This window comes from Silicimonas lutimaris (assembly GCF_047314965.1).
Lineage (GTDB): Bacteria > Pseudomonadota > Alphaproteobacteria > Rhodobacterales > Rhodobacteraceae > JAVJUV01.
This window is the reverse complement of the sequence record NZ_JBLBVK010000047.1, coordinates 118,116-142,814: the sequence shown is the minus strand read 5'-3', so window position 1 is coordinate 142,814 and position 24,699 is coordinate 118,116. Positions and strand designations below refer to the sequence as shown.

Annotated in this window: 26 protein-coding genes; 20 read left to right on the top strand and 6 right to left on the bottom strand. The window is 63.9% G+C overall.

All coding sequences use genetic code 11. The annotated features are described in order from the left end of the window. Nucleotides 1-221 precede the first annotated feature (221 nt). From ACKLNI_RS09920 to ACKLNI_RS09910, 3 genes are all read right to left on the bottom strand, one after another. Nucleotides 222-806, bottom strand: a complete 585-nt coding sequence (locus tag ACKLNI_RS09920; protein WP_413718902.1) for a DUF2585 family protein — start codon at nt 804-806, stop codon at nt 222-224. Beyond that, nucleotides 803-1,759, bottom strand: a complete 957-nt coding sequence (locus ACKLNI_RS09915) for a homocysteine S-methyltransferase family protein (RefSeq protein ID WP_413718901.1) — start codon at nt 1,757-1,759, stop codon at nt 803-805. Before ACKLNI_RS09915 ends, ACKLNI_RS09920 begins: the two co-directional genes overlap by 4 nt. A gap of 151 nt (nt 1,760-1,910) precedes the next feature. Continuing rightward, complete coding sequence (locus ACKLNI_RS09910) at nt 1,911-3,281, bottom strand: class II 3-deoxy-7-phosphoheptulonate synthase (RefSeq protein WP_413718900.1); 1,371 nt, start codon at nt 3,279-3,281, stop codon at nt 1,911-1,913. 189 nt (nt 3,282-3,470) lie between these two features. On the opposite strand from ACKLNI_RS09910, the gene ACKLNI_RS09905 reads away from it, so the two are divergent. The 12 genes from ACKLNI_RS09905 to ACKLNI_RS09850 all read left to right on the top strand — a co-directional run bounded on the left by ACKLNI_RS09905 (nt 3,471) and on the right by ACKLNI_RS09850 (nt 15,935). After that, nucleotides 3,471-4,475: a GlxA family transcriptional regulator gene (locus tag ACKLNI_RS09905; protein ID WP_413718899.1), complete on the top strand. Its 1,005-nt coding sequence runs from the start codon at nt 3,471-3,473 to the stop codon at nt 4,473-4,475. 82 nt (nt 4,476-4,557) lie between these two features. Further along, entirely contained in the window at nt 4,558-5,517 is a 960-nt protein-coding gene (locus tag ACKLNI_RS09900; RefSeq protein ID WP_413718898.1) for a GGDEF domain-containing protein, read from the top strand. A gap of 58 nt (nt 5,518-5,575) precedes the next feature. Next, on the top strand, nt 5,576-6,790 hold the full coding sequence (locus tag ACKLNI_RS09895; RefSeq protein ID WP_413718897.1) for an MFS transporter: 1,215 nt from the start codon (nt 5,576-5,578) through the stop codon (nt 6,788-6,790). Nucleotides 6,791-6,986: 196 nt separating this feature from the next. Further along, on the top strand, nt 6,987-8,786 hold the full coding sequence (locus ACKLNI_RS09890) for an extracellular solute-binding protein (RefSeq protein ID WP_413718956.1): 1,800 nt from the start codon (nt 6,987-6,989) through the stop codon (nt 8,784-8,786). A gap of 6 nt (nt 8,787-8,792) precedes the next feature. Next, on the top strand, nt 8,793-8,909 hold the full coding sequence (locus ACKLNI_RS09885; RefSeq protein WP_413718896.1) for an entericidin, EcnA/B family: 117 nt from the start codon (nt 8,793-8,795) through the stop codon (nt 8,907-8,909). A gap of 159 nt (nt 8,910-9,068) precedes the next feature. Next, nucleotides 9,069-9,914 carry an arsenate reductase/protein-tyrosine-phosphatase family protein gene (locus ACKLNI_RS09880; protein ID WP_413718895.1) on the top strand — a complete coding sequence of 282 codons (846 nt, stop codon included), beginning with the start codon at nt 9,069-9,071 and terminating at the stop codon, nt 9,912-9,914. A gap of 1 nt (nt 9,915) precedes the next feature. After that, on the top strand, nt 9,916-10,932 hold the full coding sequence (locus ACKLNI_RS09875; RefSeq protein WP_413718894.1) for an ArsJ-associated glyceraldehyde-3-phosphate dehydrogenase: 1,017 nt from the start codon (nt 9,916-9,918) through the stop codon (nt 10,930-10,932). Between the two features lie 14 nt (nt 10,933-10,946). Beyond that, complete coding sequence (gene arsJ / locus ACKLNI_RS09870; RefSeq protein WP_413718955.1) at nt 10,947-12,179, top strand: organoarsenical effux MFS transporter ArsJ; 1,233 nt, start codon at nt 10,947-10,949, stop codon at nt 12,177-12,179. Nucleotides 12,180-12,250: 71 nt separating this feature from the next. Next, nucleotides 12,251-12,484, top strand: a complete 234-nt coding sequence (locus tag ACKLNI_RS09865; protein WP_413718893.1) for a hypothetical protein — start codon at nt 12,251-12,253, stop codon at nt 12,482-12,484. A gap of 50 nt (nt 12,485-12,534) precedes the next feature. After that, on the top strand, nt 12,535-14,031 hold the full coding sequence (locus ACKLNI_RS09860) for a class I adenylate-forming enzyme family protein (RefSeq protein WP_413718892.1): 1,497 nt from the start codon (nt 12,535-12,537) through the stop codon (nt 14,029-14,031). Continuing rightward, on the top strand, nt 14,028-14,672 hold the full coding sequence (locus ACKLNI_RS09855; protein WP_413718891.1) for a DsbA family oxidoreductase: 645 nt from the start codon (nt 14,028-14,030) through the stop codon (nt 14,670-14,672). Before ACKLNI_RS09860 ends, ACKLNI_RS09855 begins: the two co-directional genes overlap by 4 nt. Before the next feature lie 24 nt (nt 14,673-14,696). After that, on the top strand, nt 14,697-15,935 hold the full coding sequence (locus ACKLNI_RS09850) for a multidrug effflux MFS transporter (RefSeq protein WP_413718890.1): 1,239 nt from the start codon (nt 14,697-14,699) through the stop codon (nt 15,933-15,935). Here ACKLNI_RS09850 and zapE read toward each other — a convergent pair. The 3 genes from zapE to dksA all read right to left on the bottom strand — a co-directional run bounded on the left by zapE (nt 15,932) and on the right by dksA (nt 18,700). Continuing rightward, on the bottom strand, nt 15,932-17,005 hold the full coding sequence (gene zapE, locus ACKLNI_RS09845) for a cell division protein ZapE (RefSeq protein WP_413718889.1): 1,074 nt from the start codon (nt 17,003-17,005) through the stop codon (nt 15,932-15,934). The genes ACKLNI_RS09850 and zapE overlap by 4 nt on opposite strands. A gap of 42 nt (nt 17,006-17,047) precedes the next feature. Beyond that, entirely contained in the window at nt 17,048-18,169 is a 1,122-nt protein-coding gene (locus tag ACKLNI_RS09840; protein WP_413718888.1) for an FAD-dependent monooxygenase, read from the bottom strand. Between the two features lie 108 nt (nt 18,170-18,277). Continuing rightward, nucleotides 18,278-18,700, bottom strand: a complete 423-nt coding sequence (dksA, locus tag ACKLNI_RS09835) for an RNA polymerase-binding protein DksA (protein WP_413718887.1) — start codon at nt 18,698-18,700, stop codon at nt 18,278-18,280. 197 nt (nt 18,701-18,897) lie between these two features. Here dksA and ACKLNI_RS09830 point away from each other — a divergent pair, with 197 nt between their 5' ends. The 8 genes from ACKLNI_RS09830 (at nt 18,898) to ACKLNI_RS09795 (ending at nt 24,678) form a co-directional block, all read left to right on the top strand. Continuing rightward, on the top strand, nt 18,898-19,737 hold the full coding sequence (locus ACKLNI_RS09830) for an AAA family ATPase (RefSeq protein WP_413718886.1): 840 nt from the start codon (nt 18,898-18,900) through the stop codon (nt 19,735-19,737). After that, complete coding sequence (locus ACKLNI_RS09825) at nt 19,738-20,109, top strand: hypothetical protein (protein ID WP_413718885.1); 372 nt, start codon at nt 19,738-19,740, stop codon at nt 20,107-20,109. Nucleotides 20,110-20,271: 162 nt separating this feature from the next. Then, a complete protein-coding gene (locus ACKLNI_RS09820) occupies nt 20,272-20,562 on the top strand; it encodes a hypothetical protein (RefSeq protein WP_413718884.1) in 291 nt (96 codons plus the stop codon). After that, a complete protein-coding gene (locus tag ACKLNI_RS09815) occupies nt 20,562-21,461 on the top strand; it encodes an AEC family transporter (protein ID WP_413718883.1) in 900 nt (299 codons plus the stop codon). The genes ACKLNI_RS09820 and ACKLNI_RS09815 overlap by 1 nt, the downstream gene beginning before the upstream one ends. 58 nt (nt 21,462-21,519) lie before the next feature. Beyond that, nucleotides 21,520-21,963: a GNAT family N-acetyltransferase gene (locus ACKLNI_RS09810; RefSeq protein WP_413718882.1), complete on the top strand. Its 444-nt coding sequence runs from the start codon at nt 21,520-21,522 to the stop codon at nt 21,961-21,963. Next, entirely contained in the window at nt 21,963-23,327 is a 1,365-nt protein-coding gene (locus ACKLNI_RS09805; protein ID WP_413718881.1) for a DUF2927 domain-containing protein, read from the top strand. The genes ACKLNI_RS09810 and ACKLNI_RS09805 overlap by 1 nt, the downstream gene beginning before the upstream one ends. Then, a complete protein-coding gene (locus ACKLNI_RS09800) occupies nt 23,324-23,494 on the top strand; it encodes a Z-ring associated ZapG family protein (RefSeq protein WP_413718880.1) in 171 nt (56 codons plus the stop codon). The genes ACKLNI_RS09805 and ACKLNI_RS09800 overlap by 4 nt, the downstream gene beginning before the upstream one ends. Continuing rightward, nucleotides 23,494-24,678 carry a vWA domain-containing protein gene (locus tag ACKLNI_RS09795; protein WP_413718879.1) on the top strand — a complete coding sequence of 395 codons (1,185 nt, stop codon included), beginning with the start codon at nt 23,494-23,496 and terminating at the stop codon, nt 24,676-24,678. The genes ACKLNI_RS09800 and ACKLNI_RS09795 overlap by 1 nt, the downstream gene beginning before the upstream one ends. Nucleotides 24,679-24,699 lie beyond the last annotated feature (21 nt).

Below are 24,699 nucleotides of genomic sequence, written 5' to 3'. Positions count from 1 at the left end.
CGCTGGCAACGCCCCGTGCGGGCCGCTGCAGAGGGTCAATGCTCATGTTCCTCGAGAACTTCGGCTGAAATCACCCGCTGCAAAGCGTCGGCATAGCGTCGGCAAAATGTATGGCACCGGTATGGCCCAGGCTGGCCGGCCACCAGATATGTTGCGCGCGTTCACCAGGGTTAACGACGGCTTAACCTGAACGCTCCGTCAAACCGTCCGCATCCGGCCGCCTATTCGGCCGGGCGCCTGTTCGGATTGATCTCCTGCTGGTAGGCGTCGATCACGTCCAGCGAGAAGAAGGTCTGCAGCGTGGTGAAGGTCAGGCAATCGCGGCCCAGGATCGCGGATCCGGCTTCCATCAGAAGGATCACGCCGAGGATCCAGGACGTCGCAATCGCGTTCGCCAGGAAGAACCCGGCCCACATCCAGACGTAATCCATGACCGAGTTCAGAACGCTGTCGCCGATATAGCCCTGGTAGATGGTGACCTCGCGGAACTGCCCCAGAACCCACTCCGTATGCTCGACGATCTCCCAGGCCATGCCCGTCCCGATGGCCAGCAAAAGAAGAACGGGATAGCCGATGCGTCCTCCCGAGACGCGGCCCAGGAGAACGATCAGCATCCCGTGCACCATGTGAGACAGGGAATACCAGTCCGCCACATGCTGGGAATTTCCCGAAGACCAGATGAAGCCTTCCCAGAGCTTCACGTACCCGCAGGTGCAGATCAGCGGCTGCCCCCATGCCCAGAGAGTTACGCCGATCACCAATGCGCCCAGTACCGCAGCGCCGTACAGCGCCTTTTCCACGCTCATGCGGTCATCGATCGGCGCACGTCGCCGACCTGCCTGGTGATCTCGCCGATATGCCGTCCATCGGTGCCGCAGCATCCGCCCCAGACGTTGATATGGTCAAAGCGCCGGGCCAGCTCCGCCATCTGCCCGCCCAGCTCCACCGGGTCGCCGTCTTCGAGATGGCCGAGTTTGCAGAGATCGAGCGTTTCCATGGCGACGGCGTTCGGCATGAAACCACCCAGACGCCGGGTCCAGTCGCCCCCGGTCAGCGCCGGCGCGAATTCGGTCGGATGGGTGCAGTTGATCATGTAATAGGCTGGCGCATTGTCTGTGGCGGCATCGACCTGCCGGATCGCCTCTTCCAGCGTCTCTCCGCCTTTCAGCTTGCCGCCCTTTGCCACGAAAAACGAGATGACGACGGGCATCCCGGCCGCTTTCGCCGCGCGAGCCAGTCCCGTCGCTTCCTCCAGGCTGGAGAATGTCGCCGCCGTCACCAGATCGGCGCCAGCCTTCTTGAAGGTCTGGATCTGTTCGGAGTGATAGTCTTCGGCCTCGGCAGCGTCGGGCGTCCGCCCCACGTTGTAGGCGTCCCCCCGCGGCCCGATCACGCCGCCCACCAGCATCGGCGTGTCATCGGAGGCGTATTCCCGCGCGAAGTCCTTGTAGAACTCGATCCCGCGGATATTGATCTCTTCAAGACCTTCACGGGAAAAGCCGATCAGCTCTCCCCAGTCGCGGCTTGCGCGGTAATGCAGCCCTTCGTTGATGACGCCGAACCCGTTTTCCACGGCAGCCTCCACCAGCTTGCGGTGGTAGTCGGTCAGACATTGCAGTCCGCGTGGATTGTCGATCAACTCGAAACCACAGAAATGGCGCAGCTTGAAGCCGTCGACATACTGGAGCCAGGTCTCGAAACCTCCGCCGCAGGTCATGTTGCGGCCCGCAAGCTGAGGCAGTTCATTTCGAACGGTCATGGTTCCTCCCTAGGCTGCTTTCCTCAAGAGCCTATGGGAACCGTATGTTCATCTCAATTCCGTTATGCTTCGGCGCGGGTGGCCGGGTTTGGCCAGGAAAAAAACCCGCGCCGGATGGCGCGGGCCGTGTTCACGGTCATGAACGGCCGGTTCAGCCGACGGCAACCTCGGCCTGCCGGGTCCGGCGTGCCGACAGCTCTTCCGCCACCAGGAACGCCAGTTCCAGCGACTGCGACGCGTTCAGTCGCGGATCGCAGGCGGTATGGTAGCGGTCGGAGAGGTCCTCCTCCGTCACCGCGCGCACGCCGCCGGTGCATTCGGTCACGTCCTGCCCGGTCATCTCGAAATGGACGCCGCCCGGCACTGTGCCTTCGGCAGCATGCACGTCAAAGAACTCGCGGACTTCGCGCAGCACGCTGTCGAAGGGGCGCGTCTTGTAACCCGTGGCCGACTTGATCGTGTTGCCGTGCATCGGGTCGCAGGTCCAGAGCACGTTCGCGCCTTCCTCGCGGACCGTCTTGATCAGGCGCGGCAGATGCTCGCCCACGGTTCCTGCGCCGAAACGCGCGATCAGCGTCAGGCGGCCCGGTTCGTTCTCGGGATTCAGCTTCTCCATCAGGACCTTCAGGTCGTCGGCCGTCGTGGTCGGGCCGCACTTCAGCCCAATCGGGTTCAGCACACCGCGCGCGAATTCCACATGCGCGCCGTCGGGCTGACGCGTGCGGTCTCCGATCCAGATCATGTGACCCGAACCCGCAAGCCATTTGCCGGAGGTGGAATCGACACGGGTCAGCGCCTCTTCATACTCCAGCAGAAGCGACTCGTGGCTGGTGTAGAAGTCGACCGTGTGCAGTTCATGGTTGTTGTCGCCGGTGATGCCCGCGGCGGTCATGAAGTCCAGCGTGTCCTGGATGCGGTTGGCCACGTCGCGGTATTTCTCGGCCTCGTCCCGGTCTGTGAAGCCCAGCGTCCAGGCGTGGACCTGGTGCACGTCGGCGTAGCCGCCTGTCGAGAAGGCACGCAGAAGGTTCAGCGTGGCGGCGGCCTGGGTGTAGGCCTGCAGCATCTTCTTCGGGTCGGGGATCCGGGCCTCGGGCGTGAAGTCCAGCTCGTTGATGATGTCGCCCCGGTAGGAGGGCAGCTCCACGCCGCCCACGGTCTCGGTCGGCGCCGAGCGCGGCTTGGCGAACTGGCCGGCCATGCGGCCGACCTTAACGACGGGTACCTTCGCGCCATAGGTGAGCACCATCGCCATCTGAAGCATGACCTTGAAGGTGTCGCGAATGTTGTCGGCCGAGAACTGCGCGAAGGCTTCGGCGCAGTCGCCGCCTTGCAGGAGGAACGCCTCGCCACGGCTGGCAGCGCCGAGTGCTTTCTTCAGGCGGCGCGCTTCGCCGGCGAAGACGAGCGGCGGATACTTGGACAGCTGCGCCTCGACGGCGCCAAGCGCTGCGGGGTCTGTATAGTCGGGCATCTGTACCCTGGGCTTGGATCTCCACCCGGATTTTTGCCACTCACTCATCGGTCTGTCCTCGGTCCAGAATTGCTTGCGAAGCACGCTTATAGGGAAATCTCGGCGGCTTGAAAACCGCAATCGAAGCCCTTTGGAAATGGATTTCGACCGTTTGCGGTCGTTTTTGGATCACGACATACCTTGTGGCCGTTCTCAAAATGGTGTTTCGCTGAAGACAGGGAGAGAGTTGAGACTGGCATGGCCGACATCAGGATTCAGACCATTCCGGTGCAAAGCGATGGCAAACCGCGCCGCTTTGTCTTCGTGCTCCTCGATCAGTTCACTCTGCTCTGCTACGCCTGCGCGGTGGAAAGCCTGCGCATCGCGAACCGGATGTCCGGCAAGAAGCTCTACGAGTGGCGGATCATAGGCGAAGGCGGCCAAACCGCCACGTGTTCGGCCGGAACGGCGTTCCAGCTGGACGGCGATCTGGAAGAAATTCCGCGCGACGAGACGATCATCCTGTGCGGCGGTATCGACGTGGCCTCGGCAACGACGAAGAAACTGCTGAACTGGCTTCGCAGGGAAGCCCGGCGCGGCGCGAAGGTCGGGGGCCTCTGCACGGCCGGGTACTCGCTGGCGAAGGCGGGGCTTCTGGACGGCAAGCGCGCGACGATCCACTGGGAGAACCAGGACAGTTTCGTCGAGGAGTTCGAGGACGTCACGCTGACCAAGTCGGTCTTCGTCATCGACGGCAACACCTTCACCACAGCCGGAGGCACCGCGTCGATCGACCTGATGCTGAAATTCATCGCGGACGATCACGGCGAAGCGCTGGCCGGAGCGGTGGCCGATCAGCTGATCTACACGACGATCCGCACCGACCAGGACACGCAACGCCTGTCGGTGCCGACCCGTATCGGCGTGCGCCATCCGAAACTCTCGGCCGTCATCCACATGATGGAAGCCAATATCGAGGAGCCGATCAGTCCTTCGATCCTGGCCCGCGACGTGGGCATGTCGACCCGTCAGTTGGAACGGTTGTTCCGGCGCTATCTCAACCGCTCGCCCAAACGCTATTACATGGAACTGCGGCTTCAGAAGGCGCGCAACCTGCTGATGCAGACCGACATGAGCGTCATCAACGTGGCGCTGGCCTGCGGCTTTGCCAGCCCGTCGCATTTCTCGAAATGCTACCGGTCCCAGTACAACACGACACCCTACCGGGAACGCGGCGCCCACGCCACGCGGCTGTCGATCTGAGCCGGCGACCCGGTCCGGGTTAACCCATCCTTATCAGTCCCGCTCTAACCTCGTCCTCCAAAGCCTTTCCGACGGGTACGAAGTGGCGAGCAGAGGTCAGATCATTCATCATTCCGCAGCCGGCCCGACCGTCGAGGCCGGACAGGACGCGGTCTGGCAAATCCTCGAAATGTTCGAACATTCGGCCGCCCTGCTTGGCGTCTATGACGCCGACGAGTACCTGCGCTTCACCAACCATGCCTTCCGGCAGAGCTATTTCATCGAACCAGGCGAACGGCTGGACTGGCAACAACTGATGCGCCGGAACTATACGGCAAATCGCGGCACGGTGATCAAGACGTCCGACATCGACGCCTGGATCTCTTCTGTGCGCTCCCGCCGGGGAAAAGGCCGCGTGCGCACCTATGAAAGCGATCTGCACGACGGGCGGTACATCTGGGTTGTCGAGACAATGCTGGAGAACGGCTGGATCATCTACGTGGGAAGCGACGTGACCGAGTTGAACGCATCCGAGCGGATGCTGCGGCTTGCACGGGACGTGGCGCTGCGAAACTCCCATACCGACGAGTTGACCGGGATTTCGAACCGCCGCCACGTGATCGGAAAGCTGGAGGAGCTGGCCGCGAGCGACAGGCTGGCAAAGGGAACCGCCTGCCTGCTGGACATCGATCATTTCAAGAAGATCAACGACACGTTCGGGCACCAGGCTGGCGACGCGGTTCTGGTGGGTTTTGCCCGTTCGGTCCGCGAAACGATCCGTTTGCGCGACGGCTTCGGTCGCGTGGGCGGCGAAGAGTTTCTGGTGCTGTTCCCCGGTCAATCGGCCCGCGACGCGCAAGCCACCATGATCCGCGTTTCCAATGCGGTCCGCGACTTGCGTCCGATTCCCGGCGCTCCCGATCAAGCTATCACCTTCTCCGCCGGCCTTTCAGAAATCACCGAGGGAGACGAGGCGCACCATGTGCTGTCCCGGTGCGACCATGCCCTTTATGCCGCGAAAGAGGGTGGCCGGGACCGCTTGCATGTCGCTCCACCACGATGATCGGGACCCGCGCATTTTGCCAATGGACGCCGGACGCGCCCGGGCATAGCGTCCGGTCATGGGAGACAGCGAACACGACAGCAGATATTCCTGGGCGCGACTGGGTATCAGTCTGGCTCTGGCCGTCATAGGCAACATCGGCATGTGGGCCGTCATCGTCGTGCTGCCCGACATGCAGGCCGATTTCGGGATCGACCGCGCCGGCGCCTCCCTGCCCTATGTCGCCGCGATGATCGGGTTCGCGGTGGGTAACCTGACCTTGGGACCGGCCGTCGACCGGTATGGCATCACTCCGGTGCTGGCCGCCGCGGCGGCGATCCAGGCGGCCGGCTTTGCGCTGGCGGCGCTGGCGGCGTCGCCCTTGATGGTCACCTTGCTACACGTGTTCCTGGGTATCGGCGCATCGGCCGCCTTCGCGCCCCTGATCGCCGACGTCTCGCAGTGGTTCCTGAGGCGGCGCGGCGTTGCGGTGGCGATCGCGGCCAGCGGCAACTACCTGTCCGGAACGTTCTGGCCCCCGGTGATCGTCTGGATCATGGCCGATCACGGCTGGCGCGGCAGTTACCTTGTGCTTGCGGTGTCGATCCTGATCGTCGTGATCCCGGGCAGCCTGCTTTTGCGCCGCCAGATCGGAGCAATCGCAACCGAACGGGCGACGCAGGCCGCGGCCGCCAAGGCCATGACAACGGGTCTGCCGCCCCGGACGCTGCAACTGCTGCTGATGATCGCCGGTGTCGGATGCTGTGTCGCGATGTCGATGCCGCAGGTCCATATCGTGGCCCTGTGCATCGACCGGGGTTTCGGGTCTGTCGCCGGCGCCGAGATGCTGAGCCTGATGCTTGCAGGTGGTGTCGTCTCGCGCTTGACCTTCGGCGTTCTGGCCGACCGCATGGGTGGGCTGAAAACACTGCTTCTGGGGGCGGTTTTGCAATGCATCGCCCTTTGCCTCTTCCTGATCGAGGGCGGTCTGACCTCGCTTTACATCGTGTCGCTGATCTTCGGGCTGAGCCAGGGCGGCATCGTTCCGAGTTACGCGATCATCGTGCGGGAATACATGCCACCGCGCGAAGCCGGAAAGCGCGTGGGCTTCGTCATGGCCTCCACGATCATCGGAATGGCGCTGGGCGGCTGGCTGTCGGGCTGGCTCTACGACCTGTCGGGCAGCTATGCGCTGGCGATCTGGAACGGCATCGGCTGGAACCTGATCACGATCGTGATCACGCTTCTGATCCTGGTGCGGATCGGGACTCCACGTGCTGCGGCGGCAGCGTGAGGGGCATAAAAAAACGCCCGCACAAGGCGGGCGTTAAGTTATTGAGGCAGGTTTCATACAGGCAAGAAACCTATCGAGCAGTAATGTCTTTATACGCAACTGTTCGCCGCAGGCCAAGCTAAAAGTTTGAAAACTCTGGAATCGCCACGTAGGCTGATGCTCAATGAATAAAGCAGGCACAGGGATTGTTTCCGAAATGCGCATAAAGTTTTTCGCAGGTCTCGTCGCGGCACTTTGTCTGAGCGCTTCTTTCGCAAGTGCGGAACCGAAGCATGGCATAGCTATGTATGGGGACCCCGGTCTGCCACCTGATTTTGTGTCTCTCCCCTATGCCAATCCGGACGCACCGAAGGGTGGCCGCATGGTGCAGGGAGAGGTGGGCAGCTTCGACTCGCTTAATCCGCATATCCTGAAGGGCCGCGTCCCGTGGCAGTTGCGCTTCCTGGCGCACGAGAGCCTGATGGGACGGAGTTACGACGAACCCTTCACGCTTTACGGGCTTCTTGCCGAATCAATCGAGGTGCCCGACGACCGGTCCTGGGTCGAGTTCACCCTGAGGCCCGAGGCCCGGTTCTCAGACGGCTCGCCGGTCACGGTGGAGGATGTCCTGTGGTCCTACGAGACGCTGGGGACGGTTGGGCACCCGCGCTATCATGGAAGCTGGGCCAAGATCGCCAGCGCCGAGGCGGTGGGCGAACGCACCGTGCGCTTCACCTTCTCCGAACGCGACGACGAACTGCCCCTGATCATGGGGATGCGCCCGATCCTGAAAAAGGCTCAATGGGATGGCGTGGATTTCGCGGAATCCGGCGTGGACATCATCCCGATCTCTTCTGCGCCCTATGTCATCAGCGATTTCGACCCAGGCCGGTACGTTACTCTGAAGCGGAACCCCGATTACTGGGGCAAGGACGTGCCCTTCATGCGGGGACAGGCCAACATCGACGAGATCCGGATGGAGTTCTTCGCCGATGGCACAGCGATGTTCGAGGCGTTCAAGGGCGGTCTTCTGAACACGATGCGCGAGACCAACGTGCAGAAATGGGACACGCAGTACGATTTCCCCGCGATGCAGGCGGGCGACATGGTCAAGTCCGTGATACCGCATCAGCGCCCGTCCGGCATCACCGGACTGGTCATGAACACCCGCCGCCCGGTCTTTGCCGACTGGCGCGTGCGCGAGGCGCTGATCACCGCGTTCAACTTCGAATTCATCAACCAGACGATCAACGGCGATCTTCAGCCGCGCATCACCTCGTATTTCTCGAACTCGGTTCTGGGCATGCGCGAAGGCCCCGCCGAGGGGCGCGTCCGGGAATTCCTGGAGCCCTTCGCGGATGAGCTTCTGCCCGGCGCTCTTGAGGGCTATTCCATGCCCGAGGGCGACGGGACCGAGCGCAACCGGGCCAACATTCGCAAGGCGCTGGACCTTCTGGCCGAGGCCGGGTGGACGCTTGACGGATCGGTGCTGAAGAACGCCGCGGGGCAACCCTTTGCCTTCGACATCCTTCTCCAGACGGGTGCGACGGAAACCCAGCAGATCGTGGATCTCTATGCCGCCGCGCTGGGACGGATCGGCGCGCAGGTGACCGTGACCGCCGTGGACAGCGCCGAGTACAACGAGCGCACCAACGTCTTCAATTTCGACATGACCTGGTACACCCGCGGGCTGTCCCTATCGCCGGGCAACGAACAGATGCTTTACTGGGGCAGCGAGGCCGCGGACACCGACGGCAGCCGCAACTGGATGGGCATGAAGAGCCCCGCCGCCGAGGCGATGATCCAGCGGCTGCTGACCTCGGAAAGCCAGGACGATTTCCTGGCGGCCACGCAGGCGCTCGATCGCATCCTGACGACGGGCCGCTATGTTGTTCCGATCTGGTACAACCCGGTCGCGCGTCTTGCCCATGTGAAGGAGCTTCGCTATCCCGAGGCATTGCCGATGTACGGCGACTGGATCGGCTTCCAGCCCGACGTCTGGTGGTATGAGGAGTGAGAGCATATGAAAAAGACCGCCCTTCTGACATTGCTGCTTCTGGGGCTTGCCGCCTGCAACACGATCGAAGGCTTCGGCCAGGACGTTTCCGCCGGCGCGCGCGCCATAGATCGGGCGATCTGACCGGGATGCGTGGAGGGGGCTCTGCCCCCGCGCGCTGACGCGCGCACCCCGAAGTATTTCGGCCAATAGGAAGGACAATTTCAGTCGAATTGTCCGGGTTCACGCGTGTCATAAAAACTTCATTTGAGGTGGCGCTGATAATTCCATAATTCATGAATTATGGAATACAATGAGCAAACCCGAAAATTCTCGGCCCTGTCCCATTCCGGGCGCCTGGCCGTCTTCCGGCTGATCATCCGCCATGCGCCGCAGGCGGTGCGTCCCGGCGAGATCGCGGAGGCGCTTGGGATCAAGCCGAACACGCTGTCCGTCTATCTGGGCGCGCTGGCCGAGGCTGGTCTTGTGTCGGCCGAACGGCGCGGCACCGCCATCCACTACAATGCCGCCCTGCCCGCCATCGGTGCACTGGTCGATTTCCTGGTGGCCGATTGCTGCCGGGGTCGCCCGGATCTCTGCGCGCCGCTGACTGCCCATCTGATGTCGCAAGAAGGAGGCCCCGCCATGAGCGGACCGACATATTCCGTCCTGTTCATCTGCACCGGAAACTCTGCCCGGTCGATCTTTGCCGAGGCCCTGTTGCGGGATCTGGGAGAAGGCCGGTTCGACGTGCACTCAGCGGGGACGCGTCCCACGTCGGAGCTCAACCCCTTCGCGCTGGAGGTGCTGGCGCGCAACGGGCATGACGTTTCGCGGTTGCGCGCCAAGAACGTCAGCGAGTTCCAGGGCAGCGACGCGCCCAGGCTGGATTTCGTCTTTACCGTCTGCGACCGGGCGGCGAGCGAGGAATGCCCGCCCTGGCCCGGCCAGCCCGTCACCGCTCATTGGGGGATGAAGGATCCGGTGAAGGTCGAGGGGACAGATGCCGAGAAGGCCTATGCGTTCGCCGACGCCTATGCGCAGATGCGCCGGCGCGTGCTGGCTTTCGCCGCGCTGCCGATCGAGAGCCTGGACAGGATGTCGATTCAGCGTCGGCTGGATGATATCGGCGCGAGCGAGGAGGCCTGACATGACCCCACGGATCGCGATCAATGGCCTGGGCCGGATGGGCAAGCTCTTGCTCCGGGACCTGTTCGATGCGGACGCGGGCGGCGAGATCGTTCTGGTGAACGAGCCTTACGGCGATATTGACCAGCACGCGCTGCTTCTGGAGTTCGACACTGTGCATGGCCGCTGGCCGGCCGCGATTGCAGCCGACGGCGACAGGCTGGTGGTGAACGGGCGCCCGATGCGTTTCACGCAGGAGAAAACGCTGGAGGCGCTGCCGCTGGCGGAGCTGGGCGTGGACCTGGTGGTGGACTGCACCGGCGTCTTCAAGACCGAGGCCAAGGTCGCGCCCTATTACGCGGCGGGCGTCAGGAAGGTGGTGGTTTCGGCCCCGGTCAAGGACGCGTCGGCGCTGAACCTGGTCTATGGCGTGAACCACGGCCTTTACGATCCGGAGCGGCATGACCTGGTGACGGCGGCCTCCTGCACGACGAATTGCCTCGCGCCGGTTGTGAAGGTGCTGCATGAGGAGATCGGCATACGTCATGGCTCGATCACCACGATCCATGACGTGACCAACACCCAGACCATCGTCGACAAGGCGCATAAGGATCCGCGCCGCGCGCGCTCGGCATTGAACAGCCTGATCCCGACCTCGACGGGCTCGGCCACCGCGATCACGCTGATCTATCCCGAGCTGAAAGGCCGGCTGAACGGGCTGGCGGTGCGTGTGCCGCTCTTGAACGCCTCGCTGACCGATTGCGTCTTCGAGATGGAGCGCGAGACGACGCCCGAGGAGGTGAACGCGCTCTTTGCCAAATGGTCGGAGGGGCCGCTGAAGGGCATCCTCGGCTACGAGGAGCGCCCACTGGTTTCGGCGGACTACGTCAACGATCCGCGCTCCTCTATCGTGGACGCGGGCTCGACCATGGTGATCAACGGGACTCAGGTGAAGGTCTATGCCTGGTACGACAACGAATGGGGTTATGCCTGCCGGCTGGGCGACATCACGCGGATGGTCGCCGGGAGCCTGACGTGAGCGACCGGGGTGGTATGAAGGCCTATGTCGCCGTCACGGTGGCCTATTGGGCGTTCATGCTGACCGATGGCGCACTCAGGATGCTGGTGCTTCTTCACTTCCACACGCTCGGTTTCTCGCCGGTGCAGTTGGCTTACCTGTTCCTGCTCTACGAGGTGATGGGGATCGTCACCAATTTGTCGGCTGGCTGGTTGGCCAGCCGGTTCGGGCTGACCTCGACGCTTTATGCCGGGCTTGTCCTGCAGATCGGGGCCTTGGCTGCTTTGGCCGGGCTGGATCCCGAATGGAGCGTTGCGGCTTCGGTGGTCTATGTCATGGCCGTGCAGGGCGTCTCCGGCGTGGCCAAGGATCTGGCCAAGATGTCGTCGAAAAGCGCGGTCAAGCTGCTGGCGCCCGATGCGGACGGCGCGCTCTTCCGCTGGGTGGCTCTGCTGACGGGCTCGAAGAACGCGGTGAAGGGCGTGGGCTTCTTCCTTGGCGCCGCGATGCTGGGCCTGTTCGGCTTTGCCGCCTCGGTCATCGGGATGGCGGTGGCGCTGGCGCTGATCCTGACGGCGATCGTTCTGTTCATGCCGAGAGGCCTGCCCGGTGGCAAGAAGGGCACCAAGGTTTCGGCGGTCATCCCCGAGGACCCGAACATCCGGGCCTTGTCGCTGGCGCGCATGTTCCTCTTTGGCGCGCGGGACACCTGGTTCGTGGTCGGCATCCCGGTCTTTTTCTACGGCGTCCTGTCGGATGGCACGACCGAGGGCGCACGGCAGGCGTTTTTTCTGATCGGCGCGTTCATGGCGGCCTGGATCGTGCTTTATGGGGCGGTTCAGGCAAATGCGCCGCGAATCCTAAAATCGCAGACCGGCACCCCGGCCGGAACAGTGGCGGCGGCACGGTTCTGGGTCGGGCTTCTGGCGCTGATCCCTGCGCTTCTGGCGGTGGCGGCATGGTCGGACCTGCCAGGATTGACGGCGGTGGTGATCGCGGGGCTGCTGGTCTTTGGCGCGGTGTTCGCGCTGAACTCGGCGCTGCATTCCTACCTTATCCTCGAATTCTCGAAATCCGAGAGGGTCACTCTGGACGTGGGGTTCTACTACATGTCGAATGCCGCAGGGCGGCTTCTGGGCACGCTTCTGTCGGGGCTCAGCTTTCAGCTTGGTGGCGTGGCCGGGTGCCTGGGGATGGCGGCGCTGATGTCGGCGGCAAGCTGGCTGGCGGCGCGGCGGCTGGAAGCGGTGCATCTGAAGGCCGCGTGAGTTGTATCGTTAATCTTTGATTAAAGTTTCGGTGAAACGATGCCCGGGCGGTCAACCCCGGAGGGCGCGAGATGACATGGGCATCGGTGCAAGGCGACTGGAACGGATTTCTCGACGTGGTGCGGCAATGCGCCCCCTGCGTGGATCTGGGGCGCCCCGGCGGCATGCCCGCGATCAGCATGTCGTCCTTCTGCAGCGACATCGCCCGCCACGCCGACGTGACGGTGGCGGAGGCCGAGGAACTGGTCGAGACGTTGTTCCTTCCGGCATGGCTGAACCGCAAGATCGCCGTCGCGGCCGAGTGACCTTTACCCGCTCTCTTGCATCGGCGGGCCGGGCTGCCTAATCCGGCCCCATGCTCTCCGTCGAGGACCATCGCACCGACCTTGATCCGCCAGCGCGCTTCAGCCTGGCGCATCATGTGCTTTGGGCCAACGGCGCGAGCGACGACAAGATCGCCCTGACGGTTCTGAAACCTTCGGGCTCCGAGCGCTGGAGTTACGGGCGGCTTCGCGACAGCGTGCTGGCCACCGGGGCCGCGCTGGTGCAGGCGGGACTTGAGCCCGGGGACCGTTTGCTGCTCCGGCTGGGAAACACGACCGAGTTTCCGCTGGCCTTTCTCGGGGCGGTGGCCGCGGGGATCGTGCCCGTGCCCAGTTCCGCCGCGCTGAACGAAACCGAGATCGCGCGGATCGCCGATGTTCTGCGCCCGAAGGCCGTTCTCTGCGCCCCCGGCATCGCCCTGCCGCCGGGCTTGCCTGTCCTTTCGATGGCCGAGCTTGAGGCTGCGGAACCTCTGACCGGGGTAATCGAGGGAGACCCTGAACGACCCGGTTACGTCGTCTTCACCTCAGGCACCTCGAACGCGCCGGTGGGCGTCGTCCATGCCCATCGCGCGATCCTTGCGCGGAGGATGATGTTCGACGGCTGGTACGGGTTGACCGTCGAAGACCGCATTCTGCACGCAGGCGCCTTCAACTGGACCTATACGCTGGGGACCGGCCTTCTCGACCCGTGGACCGTTGGCGCCACCGCGCTGATTCCCGGCCCCGGCGTCACGCCAGACATGCTGCCTCTTCTGATCAGGCGCCACGAGGCGACGCTGCTCGCCGCCTCTCCGGGCGTTTTCCGGCGGATCCTGAGGGCCGAGCCCGCGCCCTTCCCAAAGCTGCGCCATGGGCTGTCGGCGGGTGAGAAACTGTCGGAGAGCCTGCGCGAGCGCTGGCGGGACAGGATGGGCACCGACCTGCACGAAGCTTTCGGACAGTCGGAATGCTCGACCTTCATCTCGGGCTCGCCCACGCGCCCTGCCCCGGCCGGCACGCTGGGCTATGCCCAACCCGGACGAGCGGTCGCCATTCTGGGACCGGACGGAGCGGTGCCCCGCGGCGAGACCGGTGAGATCGCGGTGCACAAGAGCGATCCGGGGCTGATTCTGGGATATCTGGGCGACGCCACGCCGCGCCTCGATGGCGACTGGTTCCGGACCGGCGACATGGGACAGATGCGCGAAGATGGGGCGATCGTCTATGCGGGGCGCAACGACGACGTGCTGACGGCTGGCGGGTTCCGGCTGTCTCCGCTGGAGATCGAGGAGGCCATGAGCCGCTGCCCGGGCGTCCACGATGCGGCCGCCGTGGATCACGCGCTTGACGCCGAGACGGTGGTGGTCGCGCTGCATTATGCGGCCGATGCGCCGATCCCCGAGACCGTTCTGCGTGCACATGCCACGCAACACCTGGCCCGGCACAAACAGCCGCGCCTCTTCGTCCACCACGCTTCACTTCCGCGCAATCCGAACGGAAAGCTCTTGCGCCGGGCGCTCAGGACTGACAACGAGGCCGGGTCATGATCACGCTCGACATTCTCTCCGACCCCATCTGCCCGTGGTGCTATATCGGCAAGGCGAACCTCGACCGCGCACTTGAAGCCCGGCCCGAGCACGCGCTGACCATCCAGTGGCATCCGTTCCAGCTGAACCCGGACATGCCCGAAGGCGGGATGGACCGGCGCGAGTATCTCGAGACCAAGTTCGGCGGCAAGGAAAACGCGGTACGCATCTATTCCCGCATCGCCGGGGCCGCCGAGGCTGCGGGACTGAAGATCGATTTCGGTGCGATCCAGCGCACGCCCAACACCATCGACGCGCACCGCCTGATCCACTGGGCCGGACTGGAGGGGCGCCAGACCGCCGTGGTGTCGCGGCTTTTCAAGGCCTATTTCGAGGAAGGCCGGGACATCGGAGACCGGGAGGTTCTGCTCTCGATCGCAGAAGGTGTGGGACTGGACCGCGAGATGATCGCGCGGCTGTTCGACAGCGGCGCCGATCTCGAGGACATCCGCGCGCGCGACGAACATGCCCGCCAGCGTGGCGTGACCGGTGTTCCGACGTTCGTTCTCGCCAACCAGCATGTGCTGCCCGGCGCGCAACCGACCGAGTTGTGGCTTCAGGTCATCGACGAGATCTCCGAACGACTGAAATCCGAGGAATGAGCGCGGTCCGGAGGCCGGACGGCCATGCCCACTGACATCACGGCGAAGGAAGCGCCGCGGGAGCCGATCTCGCGCGTCGAACTGGTGGCGCTTCTGGCCATGCTGTCGGCCACCATCGCCTTTTCCATCGACGCCATGCTGCCCGCCCTGCCCGAGATCGGGCAGACGCTGAACCCCGCCGACCCGAACCGCGCGCAACTGATCATTGCGGCCTTCGTTATCGGTATGGGAGCCGGCACGCTGTTCTCCGGTCCTCTCAGCGATGCGCTTGGCCGCCGGCCTGTCGCGGTGGGCGGCGCGATCATATACTCGCTCGCCGCGCTCTACGGCGCCACAAGTGACAGCCTGGACGAACTTCTGATGGCTCGCGCCGTTCAGGGCCTCGGCGCCGCCGGGCCCCGCGTCACGGCAATCGCCATCGTTCGGGATCTCTTCTCCGGCCGCCAGATGGCGCGGATCACCAGTTTCATCATGATCGTCTTCACTCTGGTTCCGGTTGTTGCCCCGAGCCTTGGAGCGGGTATCGCCTGGGCCTTCGGCTGGCGCGCGATCTTCATGGCCTTCGCGGTCTTCTCGGCGCTCTCGATGCTCTGGCTTCTGACACGCCTGCCCGAGACTCTGCCTCACGATCGCCGCCGCCCGTTCCGTCTCGGCAAGCTGGCCGAGGGCCTCGCGGAGGTTTTCTCGAACCGTCAGGTCGTGCTGGCGATCGGGGTGCAGACGCTGGTCTTCGGCATGCTGTTCTCGGCGCTCATGTCCAGCCAGGCCGTCTTCGGCCAGATCTACGGCAAGGAAGAGACATTTCCTCTCTGGTTCGGCTTCATGGCAGCGATCACGGCAAGCTCCAGCCTGTTGAATGCAATGGTGGTCGTCCGCTTCGGCATGAAGCGCGTCGTAACGCTGGCGCTCCTGGTCCTAGCGGTCCTCACGGCGCTGTTCCTGCTTGGCCAGCTTGCCCTCTGGTCCGCCGGGCCGCCGCCCTTTGCGATCACCTTCCTCTGGATCACGGCCGTCTTCTACATGGCGGGGCTGGGGATCGGGAACATGAACGCCATCGCGCTCGAACCCATGGGGCATATCGCGGGCATGGCGTCCTCGGTGGTCAGCGCCACTTCGACCGTGGCCAGCATCCTTCTGGCCGCCCCCGTGGGCCAGATGTTCGACGGAACGGCCTTTCCGCTGACGGCAAGCGTGCTTGGGCTGTCGGCTGGGGCCTTGCTTCTGGTTCTCTTCATCCGAGAGACAGACGGCGGCGTCTCCTAGGCCTTGCCCCAGCCTTCGGACTGCATCTCGCGCAAACGGCTGGCCGTGCGCTCGAATTCGAAACTGCCCTCGCCTTCGAGATAGAGCCGCTCAGGCTCGTCCGCTGCCGTGGCGATCAGCCGGACCCGCGCCTCGTAAAGCGCGTCGATCAGCGTGACGAAGCGGCGCGCCTGGTTGTAGTTGTCGGCCGACAGCCTCGGGATGTCTTCGAGGATCAGGACACGCACAACGTCGGCGATCGCAAGATAGTCCGCCGGCCCCAACGGCCTGCCGCAGAGATCATAGAACCGCGCCCGGCCGATGCCGTTGGCGAAAAGCGGCAATTCCACCTCGCGCCCCTTCACGTGAAGCACCAGTGAATTTCGGGCATCCCCGGTCAGATCGTCCCAGATTGCGTTGATCTCCGCCTGGGCACCCGCATCGGCGGGCCAGAAATATGTCTGGGCGTCCTTGAGCCGGTTCTGGCGATAGTCGCGGGGCGACACCAGTTCATGCACGGCCATCCGTTGCTTCAGAAGCTCGATGAACGGCAGGAACAGCGCCCGGTTCAACCCGTCCTTGTAAAGCGCGTCGGGCTCGCGGTTCGAGGTAGTCACGATGGTGACGCCTGCGTCCATGATCCGCTGGAACAGGCGACCCACGATCATCGCGTCGGCGATGTCGGTGATCTGCATTTCGTCGAGGCAGAGAAGGTTCAGCCCCTCGGCCATGTCGTCGGCCACCGGGCGGATCGCGTCGTCGACGCCTGTCTGCCGGGCGCGGTGCAGCGCGGCCTGCACTTCCTGCATGAACGAATGGAAATGAACACGGCGCGTCTTGGGCGTCTGGACGACCTCGTGGAAAAGATCCATCAGCATGGATTTTCCGCGCCCGACGCCGCCCCAGAGATAGAGCCCGGGGATAGGCGGCGGCTTCTTCGCGAAAAACCCGCCCAGCCCCTTGCGTTCGGGACGCCGCGCCATCGCTTCGGCAATGCGGTCCAGTTCGGCCACGGCCGCGAACTGGGCTTCGTCGGGCGACAGGTCCCCGGACGCGACTTTCAGATCATATGCTTCGCGGACAACGCTCATGGCAGAGGGCAAAGCACATGAGGGGCATAAAGAAAAGACAGATCAGGCGCGGGTCACATCGTGACGGTAAAGCCAGTCGAAGCGGCCGAGCAACCGGTCCGGCGCGACCGCGCCCAGAACCCTCAACCCGCCGTGCGCGACGTAGCGGACAACCGGCGACGACAGATGGTAATTCCGGGCATTCGCGGTGGCCGCATCGACGACGCGCGTAACCCGCGACTTTCTCCGCGACTGGTAGCGCGCCAGGGCGTCCGCCATGGGGCCTGCGGACAGGCAATCGGCCAGCACCCAGGCATCCTCCAGCGCCATGTTCGCGCCCTGTGCGAGGAAGGGCAGCGTCGGGTGCGCCGCGTCACCGATCAGGGCCTGATGGCCACTGTGCCAGCGGTCCGCGACACGGTGCCGGAACAGGCCCCAGAGATGCACGTCGCCGACCTTTTCGAGCCAACCCTGCACGCGCGGCGAGAAACCGGCGAAGGCGCCCCTGAGGTTGGCCGGGTGGTCCTGATGGCTCCAGCCCTCTTCCGCCCAGCCCTGACGCTCCTCGACCGCCACGATATTTCGCAAACCGCCCTGCAAGGGATAGCTGACCAGGTGACGCCCCGGCCCCATGTGAACCTCCACAACGGGCTGGCCGCCGGCTTCGGGCAGGAGCGCCCGCCAGGCCACCTGCCCGGTGAAGAACGGCTTTGACGCCTCGTCGACGCGGGCGCGCATGCGGGACTTCAGCCCGTCGGCACCGATCAGTAGGTCATCGCCCGGCAAGGCCGCGCCGGCGGGCGGCGGATCGATCGCCGCACCGGTCTCGAGCGTCACCCCGGCCTCGACTGCGCCGTCCTTCAGCACGTCGATCAGTCGCGCGCGGTGCACGAAGCGCCAGCCGCCTTCCCCGCCGGCGCGCGTCAGGTCGAGAGACACGACCTCCCGTCCCGTCGGCCCGTCGACCATGCGCAGCGTGTCTGCGCGGATCGAGACGGAATCCAGCGCATCGGACAGGCCAAGGGCGCGCAGCACGGCATACCCGTTCGGGCTCACCTGAATTCCGGCCCCGACCTCGCTGATTTCCGGGCTTTTTTCGCAGACGCGCACCTCGTGGCCCGTTTGTGCCAATGCCCGCGCCGCCGACAGTCCGGCGATCCCCGCTCCCGCGATGGTGATCTTCACCTGACGTTTCCTTTCTGCCCTGACAGATCGTGGCTACCAGACATGGAAACGCCCGCCTTGATACCGATCAAGACGGGCGCAATCCTTTTTTCCGGCCGGTCCGGGCGATCAGTCGTCGCGATGGACCTTCTCGGCCCTTTCGTGGCGCTCCTGCGCTTCGAGGCTCAGCGTCGCGATCGGACGAGCGTCGAGGCGCTTGAGCGAGATCGGCTCGCCGGTTTCCTCGCAATAGCCGTACTCGCCGTTATCGATTCGGCGAAGCGCCGAGTCGATCTTGGCGACCAGTTTGCGCTGGCGGTCCCGGGTGCGCAGTTCGAGAGCGCGGTCGGTTTCTTCGCTGGCACGGTCGGCGATGTCGGGGATGTTGCGAGTCGAGCCCTGAAGGCCTTCGATGGTGGATTTACTGTCGTCCAGCAGTTCCGCTTTCCAGTTCAGCAGCTTTCTGCGGAAATACTCGAGCTGACGCTCGTTCATGAAGGGTTCGTCTTCGGCGGGGCGATAATCGTCCGGGAGGAAAACCTCAGCTTTCATGTTGTTCCCCTTTTTATTCATTATTCGCTTCCCCGGACTGCGGTCCACCACACACGTACTCGACTGTCCGGCTCCTCATGGCCGGGCACATATCGCATCGCCAATGGGTTGTCACTACACGATCGCTCCCCTTGAAGGCCCAAAGGTCGCGGTCTAGGCTGGCCTGCCTGACATTCATCGAAGGATACCCGGAAGACATGAGGTTCGAGGGAACGGACGCCTATATCGCTTCGGATGACCTGGCCGTGGCGGTGAACGCGGCAATCAGGCTGGAGCGGCCGCTTCTGGTCAAGGGAGAGCCCGGCACGGGCAAGACCGAACTGGCGCGCCAGGTCGCCTCGGCTCTCGATATGCCGATCATCGAATGGCATGTGAAATCGACGACGCGGGCCCAACAGGGTCTTTACGAATACGATGCCGTCAGCCGGCTGCGCGACAGCCAGCTGGGAGACGAGAAGGTTCACGACATCGGTGCCTATATCAAGCGGGGAAAGCTCTGGGAGGCGTTTGCGGCCGGCGAGCGCGTTGTCCTGCTGATCGACGAGATCGACAAGGCCGACATCGAGTTTCCGAACGATCTGTTGCAGGAGCTCGACCGGATGGAGTTCCACGTCTACGAGACCGGCGAGACGGTCCGCGCCAGACAGCGCCCCGTGGTCATCATCACCTCGAACAACGAGAAGGAGTTACCGGACGCCTTCCTGCGCCGCTGCTTCTTCCACTACATCCGCTTCCCTGACATGGACGTCCTTAAGGCCATCGTGGGAGTGCATTTCCCCGGCATCAAGGAACGCCTGCTGACGACCGCACTGACCGAATTCTTCGAGATCCGCGAGACGCCGGGGCTGAAGAAGAAACCCTCCACCTCCGAGGTCCTGGACTGGCTGAAACTGATCCTTGCCGAGGATCTTGCGCCCGAAGACCTCAGGCGCGACGGCAAAGACGTGCTGCCAAAGCTTCACGGCGCGCTTCTGAAGAACGAGCAGGACGTGCATCTGTTCGAGCGTTTGGCCTTCATGGCGCGTGGCCGGGGCTAGATGGCCGCCGAACCCAGGCTTTTCCGGGCGTTCGATACCTATTGGAATGTCGAGGATGTCTTGCCCGAGGGAAGTCGCGACACGACTCTGACAGCCCTTGCAAAGCAGATCGAAGACATGCGCCGGGAACGGACACTGGCGCTGACGGCTCAGGTCAGCGGCGATCTTTTCGCGGAAAGACTTAACCTGCCCTTCGGCGATGGATGGATCACGGCGTTTGGCATCTCATTTGCGGCGCATCCGAAACCCGGCTTTGACGTCAACGTGGACAACAGTCTATGGACCGATGTTCCCTTCGACCCGCGGGATTTCCTGTCACTGCCGAACGATCCCGAGATTATCGGAGAACGGCTGATTGCGGCGACTGAATAGGGCCTTAAAAAACTGGAGAAATTCCCGAATTTCCCGGCAGATACGATCCGCTCCTCATGTGAGGTTTTCCGCAGGAACAATTACGTCACCCATTACGGAACGAAGAAGGGCGGCATCGAAGGCACACCGCTCAAGACCCGGCTGGACGTCTTCGTCGATCCTTTGACAACACGCCGCGACCTCTGCGTCCTTTATCGGGGCAAGCCGCTCCTCTCGACGACAGTGACCCAAAGTGATCAGGTCGACTGTACCCTGGCACTTGCATTGAACAGCGTCGAACTGAGTGGCCATACCCTGACCTATCGCCCCATCAGTCAGGAGCAGCTCGACTGGTGGCACAAGGTCACCCCAAAGGCCGGAAAACATCCGCTCCATCAACCGGTCGAGATCGACCTTGGCAGATTTCCCGATGCTCTCGCCCTGATGGTCGAAAAAGGCTGGATCACCGCCTAATGCTTCACGTCCTCACCCACAACATCCTGCCCGTCTTCGCCATGCTGGCGCTTGGCTTCGTCATGGGCCGGATGAAAACGGCAAGCATCGACGAGGCGCGCGCGGTCAACCGGATCGCTTTCCTCGTTCTGCAGCCGCCACTGATCTTCATGCTGCTGACCGGGCTGGACCTTGGCGCGATCCATTGGGGTGCGCTTGGTCTTTATGCACTGTGCGAGGTGATCGGCTTCACCCTCGCCTTCCTGCTCGCCCGCCATGTGCTCGGCTGCGACCTTGCAGAGGCATGGCTTCTGGGCATGGCGGTCGTCTTCGTGAACACGCTTCTCTACATCTGGCCCATCGCGACTCTGATCTATGGCGAAGCCGGCGCGATGCCGATCACAGCCATCGTCGCGCTGGATGCCTCGGTTTCCTTCGCGTTCTTCATCATCAGCAGCGAACTGATCGCCGGGAAAGGCGATCTGAGCGGCACTTTCCGGCGTATGGCGCGCAATCCGGTACTGGGCACGATCCTGTTGTCGATCGCGCTGAACCTTGCCTCGGTCCCCATTCCCGAACCCATCCAGACGGCCGCGCGCTTTGCAGGCGCGGGCGCCGCGCCCATGATGCTGTTCGCGATGGGCGTGGTCCTGTCCTCGCACAGCATCCGTCCGGGTCCGACGATCGCGGCGATTTCGGCGGCAAAACTGCTGGGTCTGCCGCTTCTCGTCGCTGCCGCCTTCGCGATTGGCGCGCCGGACAGCGACTGGCGGCAGTTGTTCCTCATGGCCTCCGCCGGGCCGGCGGGAGCGATGAGTTTTTCGCTGGCGCTGCTCTACGGGGTGAAGACCGACAACATCGCTCCTGTCATCGTCTGGACGAGCGTTCTGTCGCTCCTGTCGCTGGCATGGCTGGCATGACGGCCGCTGCCCTCCAAATCCTGTGGAAACCGCCGTCCCAAGCGGCTAGACAGTCCACATGAGCGTGCTTGTCCGCCCCCTGACGCGAAGCGACGAGGCCCAGTGGCGCCGCCTTTGGCGCGACTACCTGGCGTTTTACGAAACGGAAGTGCCCGAAGAGGTCTATGCCGCCTATTTCGAGCGGCTTCTCGGAAACGATCCAAATGATTACATAGGCTTGATCGCCGAAGTTGATGGGCAGCCTGTCGGACTGACGCATTACCTTTTCCACCGCCACGGCTGGAAGATCGAGAACGTCTGCTACCTGCAGGACCTTTACGCAGACCCCGACGTTCGGGGCAAGGGCGTCGGACGGGCCCTGATCGAGGCGGTCTATGCCGCAGCGGACGCTGCGGGCGCGCCCTCGGTCTACTGGTTGACGCAGGATTTCAACGCCGAGGCCCGCAAGCTGTACGACCGGATCGGGCAGGTCACCCCCTTCATCAAGTACACGAGGGCCTGATGAGAACCGTACTGACCCTTCTCGGCGCCCTCGCGCTCGCAGCCTGCACCACGACCGAGACCAGCCGCCGCGCCGGACCCGAGATCTCGCTGCCGCCGATGAAGACCTTCTCTGCCGTCTCTGTGCGCCCGCCGTCGAAATCGAACGTCCAGATCGCGCGTGATTTCCTGGACCTGACCTTCAGGCTGGAGAACGGCGAAAAGATGCCGCGCTTCACGCGGTTCGAAGGACCGGTCACGGTGCGTGTCGCGGGGAACCCTCCCGCCAGCCTTGGACCGGACCTCGACCGGCTTATTTCCCGACTGCGCCGCGAGGCGGGCATCCCGATCAGCCGCGTCGGCGGCGACGGGCCAGCCTCGATCACCATCGTTCCGGTCAGCCGGGCCCAGATCCAGAGCGTCGCACCGTCGGCGGCCTGCTTCGTGCGGCCGAACGTGTCGAGCTGGGAAGAATACCGGGCACGGCGCAACGACCCCACCACCTATTGGACCGAGCTGACGGAACGCAAGCGAATGGCCGTCTTCCTGCCGGTCGATGTCAGCCCGCAGGAGATCCGCGACTGTCTTCACGAAGAGATCAGCCAGGCGCTCGGTCCGGTCAACGATCTCTACCGGCTGCCGGAATCGATCTTCAACGACGACAATTTCCATACCGTCCTGACCGGCTTCGACATGCTGATCCTGAGGGCGTTTTACGACCCGGCCCTGCAAAACGGCATGCGGGAACCCGAGGTTGCGGCGCGCCTGCCCACGATCCTGAACCGTCTGAACCCATCGGGCCGCCGTGGCGGGACAAGTGACGCGACCACCGAGTTCGCGGCCTGGCAGAACGAGATTGGCACCGCGACGATGCCGCGCACATCGCGCAACCGCCGGATTGCCGCCGCAGAGCGCGCGGTCTCGCTGGCCCGCCAGTTCGGTCCGAACGATTCCCGTCTTGCCTTCTCCTATTACATTCTTGGGCGTCTCTCCCTTTCGAACGCGCCCGAGACGGCGCTGGCGGCGTTCCTCGAAGCAGGGCGCATCTATCAGAGCCGGCCGGACACGGCGATCCAGGAAGCGCATGTGGCGATGCAGGTGGCGGCGTTCCAGCTGTCGGCGGGCCGCGCCGAGGTCGCGATCAACCTCGTCGACCAGAGCCTCGACGCGGTGAACGAGGCCGAACACGCCGCGCTTCTGTCGCTTCTGCTCATGGTCAAGGCCGAGGCGCTGGTTCTGCTCGACCGCGACTGGGATGCGCGCCGGGTTCAGGACGAGGCGCTGGCATGGGCCCGCTACGGGTTCGGCAGCGAGAAGGAAGTGCGCGAACGCGCCGCAGAAATCCGGGCGATCAGCCCGCGGGCAAGAACAGGAGAACGGACATGATCGCACTGATCGCGGGACTGATCGGCGCGATTATCGGCGCCCTCACCGCGCGCCGCCGCAAGGGCACGGCCGCGGATATCGCGCAATACGCCGCCGGCTACGGCATCGCCTTCGCGGTGGCCGGCGTCTTCGGCGGGCTACTTCTGGAACACTTCGTGTTTTCCTGATGTTCCTGCGCTTCTTCGAGCACCTGAGGCAAAGCGGGCTGCCCGTCAGCCTGCGCGAATTCCTGACCTTTCTCGAAGCGCTCGATGCCGGCTTGGCGACATGGGACATCGATACGTTCTATTACCTGGCCCGGACCAGCATGGTGAAATCCGAAGCCCATATGGACCGCTTCGACCGCGCCTTCGCCGCCGCCTTCGAAGGCGTCGAGGCGATCCCGGCCGATGCGGTTCTCGCCGCGCTGGACCTGCCCGAGGACTGGCTTCGGAAAATGGCCGAAAAGCACCTGTCCCCCGAGGAGATGGCCGAGGTCGAGGCCCTTGGCGGGTTCGATAAGCTGATGGAAACGTTGCGCCAGCGGCTCGAGGAGCAGAAGGGCCGGCACCAGGGCGGCTCAAAATGGATTGGCACTGCAGGAACCTCGCCCTTCGGGGCCTACGGGTACAATCCCGAGGGCGTCCGGATCGGTCAGGATAGCTCACGCCACCAGCGCGCGATCAAGGTCTGGGACCGGCGCGAGTTCCGCGATTTCGACGACACGCGCGAAATCGGGACGCGGACGATCAAGGTTGCACTCAAGCGGCTTCGGCAATGGGCACGCGAGGGCGCGCTGGAGGAACTGGACCTCGATGGCACGATCCGTTCGACCGCAGAACATGGCTATCTCGACGTCAAGACCAGGCCCGAGCGGCGCAACGCCGTGCGCGTGCTGCTGTTTCTCGACGTCGGCGGTTCGATGGACCCCCATGTCCACATGGTGGAAGAGCTGTTCTCGGCGGTCCGGACCGAGTTCAAGCACCTCGAACATTTCTACTTCCACAACTGCCTTTACGAAGGTGTCTGGCGGGAAAACCGCCGCCGCTGGGTTGACCGCACCCCGACCTGGGACCTGATCAACAAGTTCGGCAGGGGTTACAAATGCATCTTCGTCGGCGACGCCTCGATGTCGCCCTACGAGATCGCCATCCCAGGCGGCGCGAACGAGCACTGGAACGAGGAATCGGGTGAGACATGGTTGCGGCGTGCGGCGGCGCAATGGACCGATCTTCTCTGGATCAACCCTGTGCCAGAGCGCCACTGGCAATACACACAGTCGACCCAGATGATCCGGCAGATCATCGGCGCGGACCGCATGGTGCCGTTGACGCTGGAAGGGCTGACACGGGGAATGCGGCGGCTCAGCTGAGGTCGGGCCCCGCCAGTCATG

Bases quoted from the DNA above. Each gene is read 5' to 3' on its own strand.
- ACKLNI_RS09865 (WP_413718893.1), top strand. From the start codon at position 12,251: ATGACATGGGCATCGGTGCAAGGCGACTGGAACGGATTTCTCGACGTG.
- ACKLNI_RS09915 (WP_413718901.1), bottom strand. From the start codon at position 1,759: ATGACCGTTCGAAATGAACTGCCTCAGCTTGCGGGCCGCAACATGACC.
- ACKLNI_RS09905 (WP_413718899.1), top strand. From the start codon at position 3,471: ATGGCCGACATCAGGATTCAGACCATTCCGGTGCAAAGCGATGGCAAA.
- ACKLNI_RS09800 (WP_413718880.1), top strand. From the start codon at position 23,324: ATGATCGCACTGATCGCGGGACTGATCGGCGCGATTATCGGCGCCCTC.
- ACKLNI_RS09850 (WP_413718890.1), top strand. From the start codon at position 14,697: ATGCCCACTGACATCACGGCGAAGGAAGCGCCGCGGGAGCCGATCTCG.
- dksA (WP_413718887.1), bottom strand. From the start codon at position 18,700: ATGAAAGCTGAGGTTTTCCTCCCGGACGATTATCGCCCCGCCGAAGAC.
- ACKLNI_RS09885 (WP_413718896.1), top strand. From the start codon at position 8,793: ATGAAAAAGACCGCCCTTCTGACATTGCTGCTTCTGGGGCTTGCCGCC.
- ACKLNI_RS09805 (WP_413718881.1), top strand. From the start codon at position 21,963: ATGAGAACCGTACTGACCCTTCTCGGCGCCCTCGCGCTCGCAGCCTGC.
- ACKLNI_RS09920 (WP_413718902.1), bottom strand. From the start codon at position 806: ATGAGCGTGGAAAAGGCGCTGTACGGCGCTGCGGTACTGGGCGCATTG.
- ACKLNI_RS09880 (WP_413718895.1), top strand. From the start codon at position 9,069: ATGGAATACAATGAGCAAACCCGAAAATTCTCGGCCCTGTCCCATTCC.
- ACKLNI_RS09855 (WP_413718891.1), top strand. From the start codon at position 14,028: ATGATCACGCTCGACATTCTCTCCGACCCCATCTGCCCGTGGTGCTAT.
- ACKLNI_RS09860 (WP_413718892.1), top strand. From the start codon at position 12,535: ATGCTCTCCGTCGAGGACCATCGCACCGACCTTGATCCGCCAGCGCGC.
- ACKLNI_RS09830 (WP_413718886.1), top strand. From the start codon at position 18,898: ATGAGGTTCGAGGGAACGGACGCCTATATCGCTTCGGATGACCTGGCC.
- ACKLNI_RS09815 (WP_413718883.1), top strand. From the start codon at position 20,562: ATGCTTCACGTCCTCACCCACAACATCCTGCCCGTCTTCGCCATGCTG.
- ACKLNI_RS09895 (WP_413718897.1), top strand. From the start codon at position 5,576: ATGGGAGACAGCGAACACGACAGCAGATATTCCTGGGCGCGACTGGGT.
- ACKLNI_RS09825 (WP_413718885.1), top strand. From the start codon at position 19,738: ATGGCCGCCGAACCCAGGCTTTTCCGGGCGTTCGATACCTATTGGAAT.
- zapE (WP_413718889.1), bottom strand. From the start codon at position 17,005: ATGAGCGTTGTCCGCGAAGCATATGATCTGAAAGTCGCGTCCGGGGAC.
- arsJ (WP_413718955.1), top strand. From the start codon at position 10,947: ATGAAGGCCTATGTCGCCGTCACGGTGGCCTATTGGGCGTTCATGCTG.
- ACKLNI_RS09890 (WP_413718956.1), top strand. From the start codon at position 6,987: ATGCGCATAAAGTTTTTCGCAGGTCTCGTCGCGGCACTTTGTCTGAGC.
- ACKLNI_RS09910 (WP_413718900.1), bottom strand. From the start codon at position 3,281: ATGAGTGAGTGGCAAAAATCCGGGTGGAGATCCAAGCCCAGGGTACAG.
- ACKLNI_RS09795 (WP_413718879.1), top strand. From the start codon at position 23,494: ATGTTCCTGCGCTTCTTCGAGCACCTGAGGCAAAGCGGGCTGCCCGTC.
- ACKLNI_RS09875 (WP_413718894.1), top strand. From the start codon at position 9,916: ATGACCCCACGGATCGCGATCAATGGCCTGGGCCGGATGGGCAAGCTC.
- ACKLNI_RS09810 (WP_413718882.1), top strand. From the start codon at position 21,520: ATGAGCGTGCTTGTCCGCCCCCTGACGCGAAGCGACGAGGCCCAGTGG.